The organism is Micromonospora sp. NPDC047620 (assembly GCF_043205005.1).
GTDB lineage: Bacteria > Actinomycetota > Actinomycetes > Mycobacteriales > Micromonosporaceae > Micromonospora.
On the sequence record NZ_JBIDDG010000033.1, the window covers coordinates 41,574 to 61,188 of the forward strand.

The following is a 19,615-nucleotide window of genomic DNA, read 5'->3' on the forward strand; positions in this document are numbered from 1 at the left end:
CGCCGGTGCGTTCTCGTCCTCGATCGGGCTCGGCGGTGCGCCCGCGGCCGGCCGTACCGCACCGGCAGGTGGCGCTGGTTCGCTGGGAGACCCGGGCGGTCCGGGAGTCTCGTCGGGCTCAGGATGATGCATGGCAGCAGCCTGGCCGCGAGGCACCGCGGGGAACAATCCCGGAAACCCGGCAACTAACGGCTTGCCACTCAGCTCAACCGGCTCGCGATGGCCGCTCGGGAACGGATGTGCAGCTTCCGCAGTACGGACGTGATGTGCTGCTCGACGGTGTATACGGAGAGGAACAGCTCTGCGGCGATCTCCTTGTTCGTGCGACCCGCGGCGGCCAGCTCGGCCACCTCCCGTTCCCGCGGTGACAGCTCGTTGCCGTAGCTGGGCCGCCCGGTCCGGCGGCGACCGGGCAGCGACAGGCCCCGTTGCCGGGCCGCGCCGATCGCGCGGGCGTAGTCCCAGGTGGCGCCCAGGCGTTGATACGTGTCCAGGGCGGTCGACAGCTCGGCGGCACCGGCCTCGTGGTCACCCGCACCGAGCAGCGCCAACGCCGCCTGCTCCCGTGCCTGGGCCGCCTGGTAGGGATAGGGAAGCCGGTCGTAGTGGTGAGCCGCCTCGACGAGGTGGCGGGCCGCCCGCGTGTCGCCGGCAGCCGTATCCAGCAGACCCCTGGCGTGTTGGAGAACTGCCGGGGCGATGGAGACGTCCAAGTCTCCCAGCCGGTGTTCGTAGTCGGTCAGCAGGACGTCGGCGTCGGTCAGCTGGCCCGCGGCGACCAGTGCCTCGGTGGCGGCCGGTAGCACCGGTGCCGCAGCCGCCCACGCCTCCTTGCCGGTCAACACGGTGAGACATCGTTGCGTCGCGGCCAACGCGGCGTCGACGTCCCCCCGGGCGAGCGCGATGCGGGCCAAACCACTCGCCGGGAACGCCAGCGACTCCACCAGGCCCAGATCCTCGGCCAGTTGCCGGGCACTGGCGAGTCGGTGTTGGGCGTCGTCGAGGTGGCCGTGACCGAGGGCCAGGCCACCCAGCGCCAGCTCGGCTTCGATCCGGCCGAGCGGGTAGTCGGACAGGGCGTCGAGCAGGGCGTCGGTGCCGTCGGTCAGCGCGTCCCAGGTGCCCCGGAGATAGTGCAGCAGGACCAGCGCCGACCGGGTGAGCAGCTCCAGCCGGCGGCTGCCGTACCTGACCGCTCCCGTCAGGGCAGTCGACAGCAGCCGCTGCCCGACCTCGTGGTGCCCGAAATAGCAACACTGGGTGCCGACTGAAAAGTACGCGTTGACCTCGGCCAGCGACTGGGGTGAACTTCCGGTGGCCGCTTCGATGCGGTCGAGCACCTGTCGCCAGCGGGGGTCGCCGAGGGTCACCAGCCCCATCCCGACCTTGCCCAGCACGAACACGCCGACCATCGGGTCGTGGACCTCCGCGAGGAGCTCCAGCGCGCGGTAGAGCCAGTCTCGACCTCGGGTGACCGTGCCGATGGACGCGGTCAGCAACCCGACCGCGACTGTCGCTCGCACTCGCAGGTCCGGCCGGCGCGGCAGCTGCTCGATGGCGGTGGCGAACAACGTGCGCTGCACCGATGGATCCTCGCCAGCCACGTTGAGCGCCGAGGCCAGCAGGAACCGCAGCTCCCCCTGCATCGCTGGCGCCCCGTTCTCCTTGAGCACCGCCCAGAGCAGGTCGACGACCTCGTGCGTACGCACTATCTCAAGGGCGGCCCAGCCCAGCTTCACCGCCAGCCGCGCGCGCTCCTGTGAGGACAGCGGTCCATGGCGGACGACGTCTTCGAGCAGCCGGACCGCCTCCGCGTCGTGCCGCAGCGCCGCCGCCTGATCCGCGGCCTGCTCAGCCGCGCGTACCCACTCGTCCAGCAGGCGGGCGTGGCGAAGGTGGTGTGCCCGCTGCCCCAGCGGTATCGGAACGAGCGTGCCGAGCGCGGCCGCCGCCCGGCCGTGCAGCTGCTGCCGGCGCGGGCCGGGCAACGCCTCCTCCACCGCCTGCGCGGCCAGCACGTGCCGGAACCCCACCAACTCGCCATGCTCGACGAGCAGGCCCGACTCCAGCGCCTCCTCCAAGCCCGGCAACGCCCGCGCCGCCGGTATCCGGCAGGTCGCCACCACCACCGACATCGGTACGGACGTGTGCAACACGGCCGCCGCCTCGACAACCGCCCTGGCCTCGTCGGACAGGTGCGCCACGCGTTCGAGCACCTGGTCACGGACTCCGGTGGGCACGTTGAGCTCACCCAGCTCCCGGCGTGCCCAGCCGCCGTTCCGGCGGACCAGTTGGCCGTTCGCCTGCAACAACGCGAGTAGCTCCTCGATCGCGAACGGCAGCCCGGAGGCCCACTCGCACAGGTAGTCGGCGAACTCCTCGGAAACCCGGGCCAGCCCGAGGATGGCCGCAGCCAGCGCACCGGTCTGCCCCGCGTCCAGCGGGGCCAGCACCACCTGCGCGTGCCTCGTCGACGCCGGTAGCCGTGCGGTCATCGCCCGTACGCCCGGAGCCGCCTCCTCGCTGCGGAACGTCAGCAGCACCGACAGCTGTGCTGGCAGATCACCCAGCAGGTAGCTCGTGAAGTCGAGGGTCTGTTCGTCGGCCCAGTGCAGATCCTCCAGGACCAGCACCAACGGACCCACCGACCCCAGCACCTCCGCCAGCGCACGGAACACCCGATGGCGCTCGGCAGCCGGGTCGTCCAGTGGCGCGGGCGCCGGTGGCAGTGCCTCGGCGAGCTCGGGCAGCAACGGCCGGAGCGCGCCGGCCAGCGGCGACAGCCGGGTTTCCGCCAGCTCCGTGCCGAGCCCGCGGACCGCGTCGATGATGGGGCCCAGTGGGAACGGCTCGCGAATCCGCCGGCTCGCCCCGAGCACGAACCTCAGCCCCGCAAGCTCAGGCCGGGCTCGTGCCTCGGTGATCAGCCGGGTCTTGCCGGCTCCCGCTTCTCCCTGCAACACGACCGTGGCGGGCGGCGTCGCCAGGGTCGACACCAGCAGATCGAGCTCCCGGATGCGCCCGATGAGCCTGGGGGAGGAGATCCGCCCCTGGACCGGGGCCGGCCCACGCCGCACGACCGAATTCCCCGTCACCAACCGGATCACGCTCACCCGTCAGCGCCTGGCGTACCGGAGCTAGGCGCGCGGCCGTCGGGCCGCCCGGGACGGGGAACCTGAGCTCCCGGCGACCTGCCGGCGGGCGGAGTGGCGATGGTGCGGCATGGTCGTCCTCCCGGAGGGATCGGGCGGCTGAGGGCGGCCGGAACTGTCCGCCCGGCCTGCGCCGCAAGGGCCGCCTGCCCGGCATTCTGCCGCAGCCGGCCGGCGATCGGTACGGCGTATTCCGCGGACGGGGCGGGCACGTGTCGCGTCGGGCTGCCGTAGGTGTCATGGTCAGAGCAGGGCGAGCGGCCGGGGCCGACGGGTGGGGGAGATGCTGGGGTTCGCACTGCGGCATTTCCTCGTGACAGCCTGGTCAGAGTGGGCGCGGGGGATGTTGTGTCGACATTGGACGAGGCTCCCGGTAAAACAGCGGTCGAGCAAGGTCCGATGCCCCAACCGGGAGCCCCGCTGTGCGTCCGCGCCGTCGCCACCCTCAAGGGCTGGAAGATCGTGGCCAAGTTCGTCGCAGGTTGGAGGGGTGACGTTGGCGCTGCCGCCACGCCGGGTTGGCCGGGCGTTCCGGTGGCGTTCCTACGGTCCGGGTCATGACACCTCGCCCTGCCCGCCTCCCGCGCGGGAACCCGAGCCGTACGCTCGCCGCGCTCGCCGTCCTGGCGCTGTCGACCGGCGTGCTCGCCGTGCTGCCCCCGTCGCCACCAGCCGCCGCCGAACCCGGCGCGGTGGCCGTCGCGGAGGACTTCTCCGCCGGCCGGCTGCCCGTCGGCTGGCGGGCCGTCGACGGCACCTGGAAGGTGGAAAACGGCCGGCTGTACGGCACGTCCGCCAGCTCCAGCCAGAACAACAAGATCACCTTCGGGCGGCACCTGAACGACTTCCGGTTCGAGGCGACCGTCCGGTTCGAGTCCGTCGCGTCCGCCACCCGCTGGACGGCGCTGGGGCTCGACGTGCCCGCCGACGGCGCGAACCCATGGTGGATCGCCACGATGCGCAGCGGCACCACCGCGAGCAACGGGCTCGAGTTCGCCCAGCGCACCACCGCCGACACCTGGAACGTCACCAACACCGGCGCCGGCCCGTACGCCGCCGGCACCGGCCGGGACGTGCGGGTCGCCGTGGAGGTGCACGGCAGCCAGGCGCGCTGGTTCGTCGACGGGCGGGAGGCGCTGAAGACCAGCAGCCTGCAACGCTCCGCCGACGGCGGGCAGGCACTGCTGGTCAACGGCGCCACCGTCTCCTTCGACGACGTGCGAGTCACCGAGCTGGCCCCCAACGGCTACCTCCGCCCGGACGGCAGCCCGCTCACCGTGATCGCCCACCGCGGCGCCTCGTCGGCCGCCCCGGAGAACACCCTGGTCGCGCAGGAGGCCGCGCGGCGGGCCAACGCCGACTGGATCGAGAACGACGTGCAGCCGTCCCGCGACGGCGTGCCGTTCGTGCTGCACGACGCCACCGTGGACCGGACCACCGACGGCGCCGGCCGGATCCGCGACCTCACCGCCGCCCAGCTCAAGGCGCTCGACGCCGGCTCCTGGTTCGCGCCGTCGTACGCGGGGGAGAGGCTGCCCACGCTCGCCGAGCAGCTCGCCGACCTGCGCGTCCGGGGCGGCAACCTGCTGCTGGAGATCAAGGGGGCGCACACCCGCGACGAGGTCGCCCGGATCGTCGAGGTGATCCGCGCGGAGCGGATGACCGGCCGGGTGTTCGTCCAGAGCTTCGAGACGGAGGCGCTGCGCCACACCCGCGAGCTGGCCCCGGAGCTGCCCCTCGGGCTGCTACGCGGCAGCCTCGACGCCGACCCGGTGGCGGTCGCCCGCGAGCTGGGCCTGACCGCGTACAACCCGAGCGGGACGGCGCTGCTGACCCGACCCGGCGTGGTGCGCGAGCTGCACGACGCGGGCGTGGCCGTCCTGGTGTGGACCATCGACTCGGCGGGCCAGTGGCAGGCTCTGGAGCAGGCCGACGTCGACGGGATCATCACCAACCGCCCGGCCGAGCTGGCTGGCTGGAACGCCGCGTACTCGCAGCGTCCGCCCGCCACGCCGACCGTCGCGATCGGCGCGCCGGCCGACGGAGCCACCCTGGACCGGGCGCAGGCGCCGACCGTCACCGTCACCACCACGCACGCCGAGACGGTCACGGTCACCCTCGACGGCGAGCGGGTCGAGCCCGGCGTGGCGCTGGACCTGACCACCCTGCCCGCCGGCCGGCACACGCTGCGCGCCGAGGCCGTCGGACCGGCCGGCCGGGCGACGGCGACCAGCACCTTCACCGTCGCGGCCACCCCGGCCGGGCTCGGGTACGTGATCCTGACCTCCGACGTCGAGCACGGCGCCCGCACCGCGCTGAGCACGCTGCTCGTCCAGGGCCGCTACGCCGAGCTGGCCCGCTACGCCGACCAGCAGGCCGGCCAGCGGCTCCCGGTGGAGCTGGCGCGCGTCGTCGCGGCCGACGCGCGGGCCCTCGCCGCAGACTGACCGTACGACGACGGCGGCGGGCGGGGACGTTCCCCGCTCGCCGCCGTGAGCGGGCGTGCCGCCCGCTTCGCTCCGTCCCCGTCGGCAGGCCGAGCTAGTCGACGCCTTCGGCTACCTGGCCCGCCGCTTCGCCAGGAGTGTGAAGTGACCCTCTGAGACCGGAGTCGCGGTGTGACGACGCCGAGGCTGAAGGCGGAAGGTCGTTGAGTTGGGGTGCCCAGGGCGGTTGAGTATCCGTGACCAGGTGAGGGACTTGCGAAGACTCCTATCGTTGACGCGTGGTGATGACCTTCCTGCGCCAGTGGACGCTGCGGTTCACGAGCTTCGCACTGACTTGGCTCTATACGCTGCACCAGATTCATCCGGCGGTGTGGCGGCTGATGGCGCGGAACTACCGTCCGTACATGGGTCGCTTCGCGCGACTACACGCGTGGATGACCTGTCAGTTCGCCGCGATCGACGTGCCCGCGTACGGCGACTTCCTGCGGCGCAACGGATGGCGGTTCCGCTGGTTCGACCTGTCGTCGTACCCGGCGACGGACAAGCAGTCGTACGTGAAGGCATACCCGGAGGCCCAGCGCTGCTGGCACGGTGAGATCGAGATCGCGGGCAGCGTCGTCGACGAGTCCTCGGGATCGTCAGGTCAGCCGTTCAACTGGATTCGCAGCCGCCGCGAACTGCGCTCGGTCCACAAGAACCTGGCCGGCTACGCGACCATGGTGTTTCCGTCGAAACGGCGGTTCGTCATCAACGCGTACTCCATGGGTGCCTGGGCCACGGGCACCAACACCGGCATCGCCATGTCCAAGATCGCGATGGTGAAGAACACGGGCCCGGATCTGCAGAAGATTGCGGACACGCTGCGGTACTTCGGGCCCGGGTTCGAGTACATCGTCACCGCGTACCCGCCGTTCCTCAAGCATCTGCGTGACAAGCTCGACGCCGAGGGCTTCCCGTGGGTCGAGTACCGCGTCAGCGGTCTGGTCGGCGGGGAGGGGATGACCGAGGCGCTGCGTGACTATCTGGAGGAGCGCTTCGTCAAGGTACGTTCCGGCTACGGCGCCAGCGACCTCACCATCGGTATCGCCGGGGAGACCGACTTCACCGTCTGGGTCCGCCGCCGGCTGCGCACCGACGTCGCCCTGCGGACCGCCCTGCTCGGCCCCGACGAGCACCGGCTGCCAATGATCTTCCAGTACAACCCGCTCGAGACGTATCTGGAGACCAACGCCGACCACGAGGTGCTCTGCACGATCAACTCGACGGCGGTGCTCAACCCGAAGGTCCGCTACAACGTCGGCGACGAGGGCCGGCTGATCGCGTACCCGGATGTGCTGGCCGCGATCGGGGACCCGGCCGCGCGGTCGGACGCCGAACGCGCGGGACGGTTCGACCGGATGCGGCTGCCGCTGCTGTTCCTGTTCGGCCGCAAGGACAGCACGATCTCGTACATGGGTGCCAACATCTACCCGCAGGACGTCGAGTACGGGCTCTACGCCGGGAATCCCCTCGCGCACCTGCTGCACAGCTTCTGCCTGGAGTTGGAGGAGCATACGGACCTGGAGAGCCGGCCGGTCATCAACCTGCAGCTGCGCGAGGATCTCGCGCTCGGCCCCGACGAGCGGCTGGCCCTCGCCGAAACCTGCCGCGGTGGGGTGCTGCGCTACCTCGCCGACGTCAGCCGGGACTTCGCCGAGTCCCTCGTCGAGGACCCGTCCGCAGCTGACCTGCGGGTGAGAGTTCATGACTACGGCGCCGGCCCGTTCGCCGGCGCTACATCCAAGATCAAAAATGTGTACCTGGTGAAGGGTGCGACGACGTGAGGACCTCCGACTTTTCCGCCGCGCCGCCGGTTGGCCAAGCGACCGCCATGTTCGTCGGCGCCACCCGATACCGAGGGCCACGCTCGATCCTCACCCTCACCCGCACCTGGTTCAAGATGGTCAAGCAGATGAAACGGATGGACGGATACCGGTGGCACACCGTGTACTACCAGTTCCCGTTCACGCTCGGCACCATCGCCTTCTTCAGCGACCGCGACGCGCTGCTGAAGTTCGCCCGCAGCCGCCACCACCGCGACCTCATGTGCTGGGTAACCGACCACGGCACGCGGAACGCGACCGGCGGCTACATCCGGCTGTACAACGCCGAACCCGAGGGCTACACCAACGGCGTCTGGCGTGCCGAGGCTGACGGCATGGCGCACATCCAGACCTTCACCCCGCTGTCCACCGAGACGGCCGGCCCGCCGGTGCACCGCGCATGAGAGTGTCCGCCGTGAAGTCGCGGGCCGACCTGCGAGCGTTTGTCGACTTCCCACTTCGGCTGCACCCGACCAACCGGTACGTGCCCCTGCTGTCGTCGGTGATCGCCGCCCACCGCCGTACCGCCGAACTGTTCCTGATCCGCGACGGACGCGGCGCGGTGGTCGGGCGGACCAGCGTGCACCGCAGCACCGCCTTCGACGCAAAGGTCGGTCCGCGGCAACTGTTCGGGCACACCGAGTTCGTCGACGACGACGCCGTTTTCGCCGCCATCATGGACACGGTCGAGGCCAGGGCCGACGGCAGGCCGCTGTTCGGGCCGGTCGCGCTGCTGCCCAACCAGACCGGCGGGGTGATCACCTCCGGCTTCGCCGAGCGTGGCTTCGTGGACTCAGCCTGGAACCCCGCCTACTACCCGGTGATGTACGAGCGGCACGGCTTCCAGCGCCGCTTCGAGGCCGACACCTGGCTGGTCGACCTCGACCGCCGGGACTCCGGGGCCGGCTCGACCCCCGCCGGCGCTCCAGTCAGCACCGACCGTGACCACGGGTTCACCTTTGACGACACCCGAATCCCCGCGGAGCGGCTCATCGTCCGGCACGGCTCGCGGCGGCGATTCCGCGAGCAGCTGCCGATCCTGCGGCAGCTACTCAACGCCAGCTTCGCGCAGCTCGGCTACTACACCGAGATCTCCACCGAGCAGCTCGCCGAGCAGACCGACGGCCTCGCTTACCTGCTCGACGAGGCGTTGCTGCTCTGGCTGGAGAAGGCCGGCCGGCCGATCGCGTTCGTGGTGACCGTGCCGGACATCTCCGAGTTCCTCATGAGGGTCGGTGGCCGGCTCGGCGTACTCAACCAGCTTCGCCTGCTGGCGACCCGCGCCCGGTACCGGCGCGACGCGGTGCTCATCATCAAGGGAACCGTGCCCGAGGAACAGGGCAAGGGGTACCTGACGCTGCTGTCCCGGGAGTTGCACCGCAACCTCGCTGCCGGCGGGTACCGGACACTGCGCAGCACCTTCGTCGAGCGGGAGAACGCCGCCTCGGCCGCCCAGTACCGGCGGGCCAGCGGGCGGCCGCTGCACGGGTACACGTTCTACGAGAAGCGGTCAGCATGACGTGGGTCGAGCAGTTACGGGCGCACGAGGCGACCTGCCGCAGGGCGCCGAGCGCACACAACACACAGCCATGGCTGCCCGAATACCACGCCGACGAGATCGTCATCAACGTCGACCAGTCACGCTCCCTGCCTGTCTCTGACCCGACCGGACGGGACCTCGGCCTCGGAATCGGCGCGTTCGTCGAGACGTGCCTCATCGTCGCCGCCGATCTCGGCCTCAACGTCACCGCGGCGCCCGGCCCCCGCCTGGTCGCCGCGCCGCACAGGTACCCGACCCCGTTCACGATCGTGGACATCGAATCCCGCCGGGTCGCCCGTGGCCGGTACGCGACCGGGCCCGTCAACCCGGCCGTGCTCGCCGACCTCGAACCCGGCCTCGTCCACCTTCCCGCCCAGGATCTCGCGCACGAATTGGTGGTCGCCGACCGCTGGCTGTTCGGCACCCCGGCTGTCGCGGCCGAGCTACGCGACTGGCTGCGCCTCGACCCACGCCATCCGCGCTACCACCTCGACGGACTCACCGACCGGGCTCTCGTCCTGTCCCGGATCGAAGCGCGGTTCCTGGCCGCCTCGCTGCGCGCGTACCCCGTCACCCGCCGGTTGGGCCTCGCGACGCTGCTGGCCGTCAGCGGCCGGAGCCTGCTGCGGTACGACGGCAGCATCCTGGTCATGCTGGCGGACGGCGACGATCACATCGCTGCGGGACGACGTCTCCTGCGCACGTGGCTGGCCCTCGCCAGGCACGGCCTGGCGGTCCATCCGCTCAGCCAGCTCATCGACTGCCCGGTGACCGCCGCCCGGCTCGCGGAACGGGTGGGTGGCCAGCCGCTCGCGTTGTTCCGGGTCGGTCGGCCCCTCGCCGAGCCGACCCGCTCGGCCCGGCTCTAACGGCCCGGCCGAAGCTGTCGCGCCGGCAGAAGGCCGTGAACAAGGCCCACGCCCGGATCCGTTGTTGCGGCGAACGCGCCGTCGCCGTGCCGACTGACCCGAGTGATGAGTTGTCGCGCCCGCACCCGTCACACCTACGACGGGACACGACGAGACGGAAGGATGACGTGATGAGTGCGGACACGCGGCTGGAGGAGCTGGGCGTGGGCGGTCTGGGCGAGGTCGACGAGCCGGCGTTCTCGGGGCTGGCGGAGCGGCACCGGCGGGAGCTGCACGTGCACTGCTACCGGATGCTCGGGTCGTTCGAGGACGCCGAGGACACCGTGCAGGAGACGTTCCTCCGTGCCTGGCGGTGGCGGGAGACCTTCGAGGGGCGCTCGACGTTCCGGGCCTGGCTGTACCGGATCGCCACCAACGCCTGCCTGGACCTGCTCGCCAAGTGCCGCCCGGAGCCTGCGACCGGCGGCGAGGTGCGGTGGCTACAGCCCTATCCGGACCGGTTGCTCGACGAGCTGCCCGCGGACGACGCGGACGAGCCGGAGACCGTCGCCGTCGCCCGGGAGACGATCGAGCTGGCGTACCTGGTGGCGGTCCAGCACCTCGCGCCGCGCCCGCGGGCCGTGCTGATCCTGCGGGACGTGCTCGGCTGGCCGGCGAAGGACGTCGCGGAGCTGCTCGGGGACTCCGTCAATTCGGTGAACAGCGCGCTGCAGCGGGCCCGCGCCGGCATGCGGGAGCACCTGCCCGCCGAGCGGCAGGACTGGACCGGCGGCGAGCAGGACGCCGGCACGCGAGAGCTGCTGCGCCGCTTCACCGACGCCAGCGTGGCCAAGGACGTTGACCGGCTCGCCGCACTGCTGCGCGACGACGTCCGCTGCTCGATGCCGCCCACGCCGGGCCTGTACGTCGGCCGCGACGCCGTCGTGAACGACTGGGTCGAGGACGGGTTCGAGGACCTGGGGCGCCTGCGCGCCGTCCCCACCTCCGTGAACCGGCAGCCCGCCGTCGCCTTCTACCTGTGGCGGGAGCGGGAGGGTGCCTACCTGCCGCTGACGATCGACGTCCTGCGCGTCACCGGCGGGGCGATCACCGAGATCGTCATCTTCCACGACGACCAGTTCCCGCGGCTCGGGCTGCCGGAGCGCCTGCCGGCGGACGGCACGGAGTAGTCCCGGTGTGGACGCTCACGCTACGCGGCGGCGCGCGTGTCGCGGTGGTCGCCGCGCAGTGGCGCGACGCGTTCGGCGTCGTCACCCGCGGGCGGGTGCAGTTGGAGCTGCGCGACGGCGAGCCCGGGCCGGTCCTCGGACGCGACGCCGGGTTCTGGCTCCGCGGCACCGGCGTCCGGGCCCTGCGGAACCCCGGCCGTCGCACGGCGAGGGTGCGCATCGTCACCCCCACGGCCAGGACCGTCACATGCCAGTCAACACACCCCGTACGCCCAGTCACCGAATGACGGAGGAACGACATGGACAGCATGAACGACGCCGGGGTCGTCGCAGGCCCGGCATCGGGCCGGACCAGCCGCACCCACCGACTCCGCGGGCTCGCCGTCACCGGCTTCATTGCCACGCTCGCAGCGATGGTGGCCACCACCCTCGCCGCTGCGCTTGCCCAGGCCGTTGGCGTCGACTTCGAGGTCCCCGATGGTGGCGAGACGATCCCGTTGCCCGGGTTCGCCGTGGTGACCGGCTTCTTCTCGGTCGTGGGCATCGTCATCGCCGTTGCTCTTCTTCGTTGGAGCGCTCGCCCCGCCGGGCGATTCGTGTGGACGGCAGTGTCGCTGACCGCGATCTCGTTGGTCCCGCCCCTCCTGGCGGGGGCAAACACCGCCACCACCGCCGCCCTTCTCGGGCTACACCTCGTCCCTGCGGCGGTGATGATCCCCACCCTGGCGCGGAGCCTCCGCACCCGGACCGATTGACGATCCCGCAACGGGACAACGCGCGGCGCAAGGGCGTGCGCGAGCGCACTGACATGGCCCCCGGTGCAGCCCTGCATTCCAGGTTTCCTTCTTGGGTCAATGCGAAAGCTGAGTCGCGTGCGCGAAGGAGCACAGGGCACCTTGCGGGATGAAGACCGAACGCCATCCGCTTCGGTCGGGGCGCACCGGGTACCCCGGTCGCGTTCACCCCGACCGACCCCGCCGTCGCGCGCCTCCCAGGTGGATTCGGCTCCTGCGCGGCGGCTTGGGCCGGGATCTGACCCTCTCTCGGGTCGACGCCAGGCTCAGGCCGCGCCAGGACGCGCTCGCAGCCGAGCCCCGACACCCACGCCTACGGGCGGCTGCCCCGCCGTAGCCGGCGGGGCAGGGAACGCTGTTTGCGACGTGGGAGGTTGGAGAAGGCTCAACGTCATCGGGCGCACCCCCGGACGTTGGCGATCTGCTCGACAGTCACTCCCGCATCGCGGTTACGGGCGACACGCACGACGTCATCGCGGAACTCTCGGGGTAAGGCTCGGGCCCAGCGGCATCCTTCCAGCCCACCCACAGAGCAAGCCATCTCAGATGTCACCTTCCGGTGCAGCAGAGCCGACTCTTAATCCGCGGGTTCGGGGTTCGAGTCCCTGGCGGCGCACCAGCAGTAACACAGTCAGGGCCGGTCGTTCAGATGTCGGCTCCGCCTGAAAACTGGCTCTGGCGCACATTTTGTGAGTCGCGTTCGTCGGTAGTTCGGGTTGGGTGCCCGGGTGGAGATCATCGTGGCGTTGCTGCCGCATCTGATGGGCCTGCGGTTGGAAGCGGTGGTGGTCCGGGCCGTCGGGGTCAGGATCGACGCGGCGACACAGACGGTGCGGGCGCTGTGTGGCGCTTGCGGCACCTCCTCGACCACTGTGCATGGTCGCTATACGCGGCGGTTGGCCGATGTCAGGTTGGGTGGCCATGAGGTGCTGCTCGCGTTGATGGTCCGCCGATTTGCCTGCGTCAACGTCGGGTGCCGGCAGCGGACGTTCGTCGAGCAGGTGCCCGGGCTGACCCGACGGCACGCCCGTCAGACGGTTCTGGCAGCGGGTGACCTGGAAGCGGTCGCGGTGGCGTTGGGCGGTCGACCGGGCAGCCGGTTGGCGCATCGGTTGGCGGTGTCGGTGTCGCGGATGACGTTGATCCGGATGATCCGGCGGATGCCCGAACCGCCGCCGGTGACGCCGACGGTGCTGGGCGTGGACGACTTCGCCCGCCGCCGTGGGCACCGATACGCCACCGTGCTGCTCGACATGCAGACTCGCCGGCCGATCGACGTCCTGCCCGACCGCACTGCCGACACCCTCGCCGCGTGGCTGCGCGAGCATCCTGGCGTCGAGATCATCTGCCGGGATCGCGGTGGCAGCTACGCCGACGGTGCTCGCAAGGGCGCACCTGACGCGATTCAGGTCGCCGACCGGTGGCACCTGCTCAAGAACCTCAGCGACGCGGTCGAGAAGGTCGTCCGTGGGCACCGCCGGTGCCTACGAGAGCACACCGATCCGATACCTGCCCTGGCTGCACAGGTCACGGCCGAGCCGGTCACGACGGGACGCCGCGCGGCGAACACCCGCCAACGCCACGCGGCCGCGCACGCACTGCGAGCCGAAGGACTGTCGATCAGCGCAACGGCCCGCAGGCTCGACATGAACGTCAGAACCGCCTGCAAGTACGCCCACGCCGCCACCGCCGAGGAGTTGATCGGCCCGAACGCCAGCAGCCGCCCCAGCGTCCTCACCCCGTTCCACCCCTACCTGCGACAACGACTCACCGACGGCGTCGACCAGACCGCCGACCTGCACGCCGAGATCCTGGCCCGCGGCTACCAAGGCAGCCAGCGCGTGCTGCGGGACTGGCTCAGCACGAACCGCACCCGACCAACCCCCGTGACCGTCCGGGTGCCGTCCGCCCGGCGGATCACCGCCTGGATCATGCGACCCGGACACAAACTCACTGACGACGACCGCACCAGCCTTGCCGACGCCCGCAGCCGTTGCCCAGACCTTGACACCCTCGCCGACCTCGCCCGCAGGTTCACCGCGCTGGTCCGCCACCAGGGCACCGGCCAGCACCTCGACGCCTGGATCGACCGTGCCCGGCACACCGGATATCCCGAAGTCCGGGGCTTCGCCGCCGGCTTGATCAGCGACCGCGACGCCGTCGTCGCTGGCCTCATCCAACCCTGGAGCTCAGGCCCGGTCGAAGGCCACGTCAACCGCATCAAGACCATCAAGCGACAGATGTACGGTCGCGCGAGCCTCGACCTTCGACGCAAACGCGTCCTCGCCACCCCATGAGCCCTCGCCAAGATCAATCACAGAATCTGTGCCGGAGCCCCGTTTGAGGCGGCGTTGACATTCAGACCGGCCCTGACTGCTTTGATGACCCCTACGTCAGGCATCGAACAGATAACCGAGCTTGTCTGTGGTCGACCGCTGGGACTCCCGGGTCACCTCTACGTGGACGTAGATCATGGAGGCGCATTCAAGCCAGGCCGCGTCGAGGTCTGTCAAGCATCTTCGATGCTTCGGCTGATGGTCAGCGACGCGTTTCGGTGGCGGCAGCCGTCAGCTCCTACGGGATAGCCCCTCCGCCCGAGTCGCTGTTGCCTCTGGCTGTGGGTTCGCCCTCCGCCTCCTCGAAGAGCGTCTGGCGCAGTCGCCACCGGTGCCGGCGACTGAGTAGGAACTCGGTGACAGCCGTCACCAGGCAGACCCCGGCGAGGCAGGCCAGGGCCTGCAGAGCGGGCAGCCAGGCGGTGACCGGCAGTAGGACCAGCAGGAGTGCGGCGGCGGCGAGTCGAGGCCAGATGACGATAAGGATGCCGTGACCGAGCCGCCAGTGGAACCCGGCGTGGGCGAGCAGGAACAGGGCGACGCCGCCGTACATCGCGTACCGGCCGGTCCGGTCGAGCGGATCGCCGCGGTTGTATGAGTTGGCGGTCTCGATGAGGCCGGGCGTGTGTTTCAGTCCGAGGGAGAGCAGGATGATCCCTGCGATCATGGGTAGGTGCAGGTAGGTGTAGGCGTCCCGGGCGAGTCGTACCCGGCGGCGCGGGTCGGCGGTGCGCAGTGCGTGCTCTCCGACGAGCGCGGAGAGGTCGAAGTAGATCCATTCGAGGGAGCAGGCGATGACGGCGGCGAGCGCCGAGGCGATGAGGAAGCTCGCTGTGGCGTGCAGGTAGCTGCCGGTGACGCCGATCGACACCAGCACCTCGCCCAAGGCCAGGATGATGATCAGGTTGTGTCGCTCGGCCCAGTGCCCGGCGGAGAAGACCTGCCGACGCACGGGCAGCGCCATCCCGGCGCCGTAGTCGATGCTGATGGCCAGTACCCACAGGGCTATCTGGCCGGCCAGCGTTGTCGTGCTGCCGAGCCCGCCCAGCGGCAGCAACGCGGCGCTGAGCAGTAGGCCGATGGCGGCGAGCGCCGGCACGGTGAGCGACACGATCTCGTGGCCCCGCAGGCTCGGCGTGGCGTACCAGCGTAGTCCCAGGTACAGAAGCCGGACTGTGGCGTAGCAGCCAACGAACCCGACAGGGGCCGCCACGCCGCCGGGAACATCCCTGAACGCGTCCAGCGTGATAGCCGCCAGCACGAACAACACAGGCGTTGTCGCCAGCAGGGTGAGCCTGGCCAGGCCGAAGTTTCCCCGTACCCGGTTGCTCAGCCAGGCGAAGAGCGACCACAACCACCAGAGCAGGGCCAGGACGAGCAGCCCGTGCACGACACCGAGCCCACCCTTGTCGGCGGTCATCAGCGTGGTGACCTGAATGAACGCGAAGACGAACACCACGTCGAAGAAGAGCTCTGCGGTGGAGACGCGAGAATGTTCGGAGATCCGCCAAATGCCTGGGCGCAACCTCTGGACCATGGAAGAGGCCTCCCGTGATCAGGCTGAGCTGGACCGCCGGCCACCCGCGTTGCATCCACGTCTCCTCGTCACGGCAACCCGCTGTCCGGGGCTACCCTGGCCGACCCGCCGCAAACCGGTGGATCACTGCTCTGGATGTGGTTGGGCGACTCGGCATGGCCTTGCCGGTCCGTACTCGCCTACCTGATGGTCTGGTCTCCGCCCCCTGTTCCTGCGAAGGATCGGTGAGGAGGCTTGTGTGCGGAGCCGGCGTTGCCCGGCCGTGGTTGCGGGTATCCGGCACGGATGGCGGAGGTGCTTGAAGACGGGGACATCTACTTCCTCTACCGGCCACGCGTGGAGGAGGAGCACGTCGACTCGCTGGAGGAGGTGCAGCGGCTGCTGGTCGTGATGCACCCGTGGCGGGGACGACACCTGCGGCTGCTCGTGGTCGGGCGTAAACGCCTGTCCGGAATCGACCAGCACGACCGCTTCTGGGCGTTCGTCGACGAGGTGGTGGACCGGCCCGAGCAGTTGCACAAGGCCCTCCAGGCGCGCGCGTACCGGACAAAGACCCGCGGCGGACGGGAGCAGCCGGTGGCGGAGGGGGCGTACGTGATCGCCCGGCACGACGACCACACCCATCTGGCGTACGAACTCGAACTCCCGCTGCGCCTCGGAGCGCCGCAGCACTGGTCACGCGACGTGCGTGACGGACAGTTGATCCACCACAGCGACCGCGGGTCGACCTACACCGCGATTAGATTCTCCGAACGCCTGGCAGACAACGGGATCCTGCCCTCGATGGGATCCGTCGGCGACTCCTACGACAACGCCCTGATGGAGAACTTCTTCTCCACCTTGAAGATCGACTGGTCTACCGCAACTCGTGGCGCACCCGCGACGAGGCCGAGAACGCGATCTTCGCCTACATCGACGGCTGGTACAACCGCGAACGCATCCAGAAGGACCTCGGCTGGCTGTCCCCGGACGAGTACGAGGCTGCCTGGCACACAAAGAACATCGATACGACGGACCTCGTGAACACCGCCCATGAGCAGGTCCTAGCCTGCTAACCAACCCTCAGCGCTATCGGGGGAGCCTCAAGGGTCTGCTTATGCACCAGACTCCAGCGCCAGGACCTTAGCCAGCGCCTCAACCCGGTCAGCGAAGGTGCCGATCCGGACACGGTTGCCGTTGTCGTCCTGCCGCCAGAGCTCCCACACCGCCACAGCAGCACCGTAGTCGTGCCCTCGCTCCGGCGAACAGCCACATCCGTTCTTGCCGCCGACCGTGCGCGCTGTGTCTCGGCGCACCGGTCACCGACTAAACGTCAACCTCGAAGGCCCGGCTCGTTGAGCTGGGCCTTCGCTCCACCCCTCGTGTCGTTAGCGGTGCATGTGCAAGTTTTGCCCGATCACTGGTTGCGGTCGCCGCCTGCCGCTTCGGTGCCAGCGTGCAGAGCGCCAGCAGCGCGTTCAATCGCGATGTCGCCGCGCTGGCCAGGGCTTCGGTGGGAACCGTGTCTAACGGCCCACAGCCGCGCTCGGGCGGCGGCAGACCCGCTCCGGGCGCCGCGGCCCGCGCTGCCCGGCAAGGCAGTACGGACTGCCCCGAGGACCGCCGACTGCGCGTGTCGGTGAGGCCACCGTTGCGCCATGGTGACCGCGTTGACCGTCGCCGAGCGACGACATCACCACGCGGTTCCAGCTGCGCAACCGCACCCACGCGGTGGCGTACGCGGTGCGCGAGGGCCTGATCTGACTGTACGGGTGGCGGAGATCAGTTGACGGTCTTCGACGAGTTTCGGCCGTCGGAATGAGTTCGGGGTGTTCGCGCCGTCGCCCCTGCCCGGTTCGCATCTCGGCGGCGATGCTGGCGGATCTGCCACTGCTGCGTCCTGGGCCAACCGGTGTGATCGGCCCTGCCGACGGTGGTCGGGACCACCCGGCCAGGGGGTGGTGTGAAAGGGGCGTTAAGAAACGCCGGATCGCCGTGATGGTCGCGTTATAGCCCCTGTCGGTGCGGGGCGGGCGGCGTTGTGATGGCTCGGCGCGGCCGGATGGCGGCCGTGACGAGCTGTTCCGGAATGAGGAGTCAGACGTGTCTGACGTGGTGTTCGTGGTGTTGACGATAGGGCTGTTCGCGGCTCTCGCCCTGGTGGTGAGGGGAGTGGAGAAGCTGTGAGCGCCGTCAACGTCATCGGTCTGGTGCTGGCGATCGGCCTGGCCGTGTTCCTGGTGGTCGCCCTGCTGTTCCCTGAGCGTTTCTGATGACCGTGACGACAGCCGGAGTGCTGTTCATCCTCTCGCTCGTGGTAGCGCTGGTCGCCGTCCACAAGCCGTTCGGCGACCACATGTTCCGCGTGGTGTCCGGCCAGCGGCACTTCCGCGTCGAGCGGGTTATCTACCGCCTGGTCGGGGTCGACGCGAGCGCCGAGCAGTCCTGGGGCGCGTACGCCCGCAGCGTCCTTGCCTTCTCCGCCATCTCGATCCTGTTCCTCTACGCGTTCATGCGGCTGCAGAACCACCTGTGGCTCTCGCTCGGCTTCGACCCGGTGATGACCCACGGCGCGTGGAACACAGCCGTGTCGTTCGTGACCAACACCAACTGGCAGTGGTACTCGGGTGAGTCAACCATGGGGCACCTGGTCCAGATGGCCGGGCTGGCGGTGCAGAACTTCGTCTCCGCTGCCGTCGGTATCGCGGTCGCCGTCGCGCTGGTGCGCGGGTTCGCCCGCCGCCGCACGGGTGACCTGGGTAATTTCTGGGTCGACCTGACCCGGGTCACGCTGCGGATCCTGCTGCCGATCTCGGTGCTCGGCGCCCTCGCCCTGATGATCGGCGGGGCGGTGCAGAACCTTTCCGCCGGCACCGAGGTCACCACCCTGACCGGTGGCAGCCAGACCATCACCGGCGGGCCGGTGGCCAGCCAGGAGGTCATCAAGGAGTTGGGCACCAACGGTGGCGGTTTCTACAACGTCAACAGCGCCCATCCGTTCGAGAATCCGACCACCTGGACGAACTGGTTGGAGATCTTCCTGATCCTGGTGATTCCGTTCAGCCTGCCCCGGGTTTTCGGCCGGATGGTCGGGCAGCACCGGCAGGGGTACGCGATCGCCGCGGTGATGGCGGTCCTGGCGATCGCGAGCATCGCCTTGACCAACGTCTTCGAGTTGGCCGGCGACGGCACGGTGCCGCAGGCGGCCGGGGCGGCGCTGGAGGGCAAGGAGGTCCGGTTCGACGTGTCGAACTCGGCCACCTTCGCCGCCGCGACCACGCTCACCTCGACCGGCGCGGTGAACTCCTTCCACGACTCCTACACCGCGCTCGGCGGCATGATGCCGCTGGTCAACATGATGCTCGGCGAGGTCGCCCCCGGCGGCGTCGGTGCCGGCCTCTACGGGATGCTGGTCCTCGCCGTGATCACCGTGTTCGTCGCCGGCCTGATGGTCGGCCGGACACCGGAGTACGTCGGCAAGAAGATCGGCGCCCGCGAGATCAAGCTGGCGTCGCTGTACTTCCTGGTCACCCCCGCGTTGGTCCTGATCGGCACGGCGGCGGCGTTCGCCACCGGCAACAACTCCACCGCGCTCAACACCGGCCCGCATGCCCTGTCCGAGGTGCTCTACGCGTTCACCTCGGCGAGCAACAACAACGGCTCCGCGTTCGCCGGCCTGACCGTGAGCACGCCGTGGTGGAACACCGCACTGGGGCTGTGCATGCTGCTCGGCCGGTTCCTGCCGATCATCCTCGTGCTCGCTCTGGCCGGCTCGCTGGCCCGCCAGCAGCCGACGCCCGCCTCCGACGGCACTCTGCCGACCCACCGGCCGCTGTTCGTCGGGATGGTCGTCGGCGTCACGGTGATCCTCGTGGCGTTGACCTTCCTGCCTGCCCTCGCGCTCGGCCCCCTCGCCGAGGGGCTGTGACA

Annotated in this window: 14 protein-coding genes and 1 pseudogene; 13 read left to right on the plus strand and 2 right to left on the minus strand. The window is 70.1% G+C overall.

Annotated elements, in window-relative coordinates; translation table 11 throughout:
- Positions 1-200 precede the first annotated feature (200 nt).
- On the minus strand, positions 201-3,077 hold the full coding sequence (locus ACGF5C_RS29065; protein WP_393306695.1) for an ATP-binding protein: 2,877 nt from the start codon (positions 3,075-3,077) through the stop codon (positions 201-203).
- Positions 3,078-3,709: 632 nt separating this feature from the next.
- Here ACGF5C_RS29065 and ACGF5C_RS29070 point away from each other — a divergent pair.
- The 10 genes and pseudogenes from ACGF5C_RS29070 (at position 3,710) to ACGF5C_RS29115 (ending at position 14,130) form a co-directional block, all read left to right on the plus strand.
- A complete protein-coding gene (locus ACGF5C_RS29070; protein WP_393306697.1) occupies positions 3,710-5,599 on the plus strand; it encodes a glycerophosphodiester phosphodiesterase family protein in 1,890 nt (629 codons plus the stop codon).
- 284 nt (positions 5,600-5,883) lie between these two features.
- On the plus strand, positions 5,884-7,422 hold the full coding sequence (locus ACGF5C_RS29075) for a phenylacetate--CoA ligase family protein (protein ID WP_393306733.1): 1,539 nt from the start codon (positions 5,884-5,886) through the stop codon (positions 7,420-7,422).
- On the plus strand, positions 7,419-7,865 hold the full coding sequence (locus ACGF5C_RS29080; protein WP_393306699.1) for a DUF4188 domain-containing protein: 447 nt from the start codon (positions 7,419-7,421) through the stop codon (positions 7,863-7,865). The genes ACGF5C_RS29075 and ACGF5C_RS29080 overlap by 4 nt, the downstream gene beginning before the upstream one ends.
- Positions 7,862-8,980, plus strand: a complete 1,119-nt coding sequence (locus tag ACGF5C_RS29085) for a hypothetical protein (RefSeq protein ID WP_393306701.1) — start codon at positions 7,862-7,864, stop codon at positions 8,978-8,980. Before ACGF5C_RS29080 ends, ACGF5C_RS29085 begins: the two co-directional genes overlap by 4 nt.
- Positions 8,977-9,870, plus strand: coding sequence for a hypothetical protein (locus ACGF5C_RS29090; protein ID WP_393306703.1), 894 nt, complete (start codon positions 8,977-8,979; stop codon positions 9,868-9,870). Before ACGF5C_RS29085 ends, ACGF5C_RS29090 begins: the two co-directional genes overlap by 4 nt.
- 5 nt (positions 9,871-9,875) lie before the next feature.
- Positions 9,876-9,956 (plus strand): annotated as a pseudogene (locus tag ACGF5C_RS29095) (IS5/IS1182 family transposase); the annotation flags it as partial.
- Between the two features lie 81 nt (positions 9,957-10,037).
- Positions 10,038-11,039 (plus strand): RNA polymerase subunit sigma-70, encoded by a 1,002-nt coding sequence (locus ACGF5C_RS29100; RefSeq protein ID WP_393306735.1) that lies wholly within the window; start codon positions 10,038-10,040, stop codon positions 11,037-11,039.
- A 5-nt stretch (positions 11,040-11,044) separates the two neighbouring features.
- Positions 11,045-11,326, plus strand: a complete 282-nt coding sequence (locus ACGF5C_RS29105; protein ID WP_393306705.1) for a hypothetical protein — start codon at positions 11,045-11,047, stop codon at positions 11,324-11,326.
- Between the two features lie 12 nt (positions 11,327-11,338).
- On the plus strand, positions 11,339-11,794 hold the full coding sequence (locus tag ACGF5C_RS29110) for a DUF6069 family protein (RefSeq protein WP_393306707.1): 456 nt from the start codon (positions 11,339-11,341) through the stop codon (positions 11,792-11,794).
- Between the two features lie 767 nt (positions 11,795-12,561).
- Positions 12,562-14,130, plus strand: a complete 1,569-nt coding sequence (locus ACGF5C_RS29115; protein ID WP_393306709.1) for an ISL3 family transposase — start codon at positions 12,562-12,564, stop codon at positions 14,128-14,130.
- A 277-nt stretch (positions 14,131-14,407) separates the two neighbouring features.
- Here ACGF5C_RS29115 and ACGF5C_RS29120 read toward each other — a convergent pair whose 3' ends face one another.
- The gene (locus ACGF5C_RS29120; protein WP_393306711.1) at positions 14,408-15,694 is read right to left on the minus strand and encodes a low temperature requirement protein A; all 1,287 of its coding nucleotides are present in this window, start codon (positions 15,692-15,694) and stop codon (positions 14,408-14,410) included.
- A gap of 863 nt (positions 15,695-16,557) precedes the next feature.
- Between ACGF5C_RS29120 and ACGF5C_RS29125 the strand changes: the two genes are divergently transcribed.
- From ACGF5C_RS29125 to kdpA, 3 genes are all read left to right on the plus strand, one after another.
- Positions 16,558-16,761 (plus strand): IS3 family transposase, encoded by a 204-nt coding sequence (locus ACGF5C_RS29125; RefSeq protein WP_393306737.1) that lies wholly within the window; start codon positions 16,558-16,560, stop codon positions 16,759-16,761.
- Between the two features lie 1,107 nt (positions 16,762-17,868).
- The gene (gene kdpF / locus ACGF5C_RS29130; protein ID WP_350704204.1) at positions 17,869-17,958 is read left to right on the plus strand and encodes a K(+)-transporting ATPase subunit F; all 90 of its coding nucleotides are present in this window, start codon (positions 17,869-17,871) and stop codon (positions 17,956-17,958) included.
- Positions 17,958-19,613, plus strand: a complete 1,656-nt coding sequence (gene kdpA, locus ACGF5C_RS29135; protein WP_393306713.1) for a potassium-transporting ATPase subunit KdpA — start codon at positions 17,958-17,960, stop codon at positions 19,611-19,613. The genes kdpF and kdpA overlap by 1 nt, the downstream gene beginning before the upstream one ends.
- Positions 19,614-19,615: the final 2 nt, after the last annotated feature.

Excerpts from the sequence above, each read along its gene's own strand:
- ACGF5C_RS29090 (WP_393306703.1), top strand. The coding sequence starts at position 8,977 with ATGACGTGGGTCGAGCAGTTACGGGCGCACGAGGCGACCTGCCGCAGG.
- ACGF5C_RS29075 (WP_393306733.1), top strand. The coding sequence starts at position 5,884 with ATGACCTTCCTGCGCCAGTGGACGCTGCGGTTCACGAGCTTCGCACTG.
- ACGF5C_RS29110 (WP_393306707.1), top strand. The coding sequence starts at position 11,339 with ATGGACAGCATGAACGACGCCGGGGTCGTCGCAGGCCCGGCATCGGGC.
- ACGF5C_RS29070 (WP_393306697.1), top strand. The coding sequence starts at position 3,710 with ATGACACCTCGCCCTGCCCGCCTCCCGCGCGGGAACCCGAGCCGTACG.
- kdpA (WP_393306713.1), top strand. The coding sequence starts at position 17,958 with ATGACCGTGACGACAGCCGGAGTGCTGTTCATCCTCTCGCTCGTGGTA.
- ACGF5C_RS29085 (WP_393306701.1), top strand. The coding sequence starts at position 7,862 with ATGAGAGTGTCCGCCGTGAAGTCGCGGGCCGACCTGCGAGCGTTTGTC.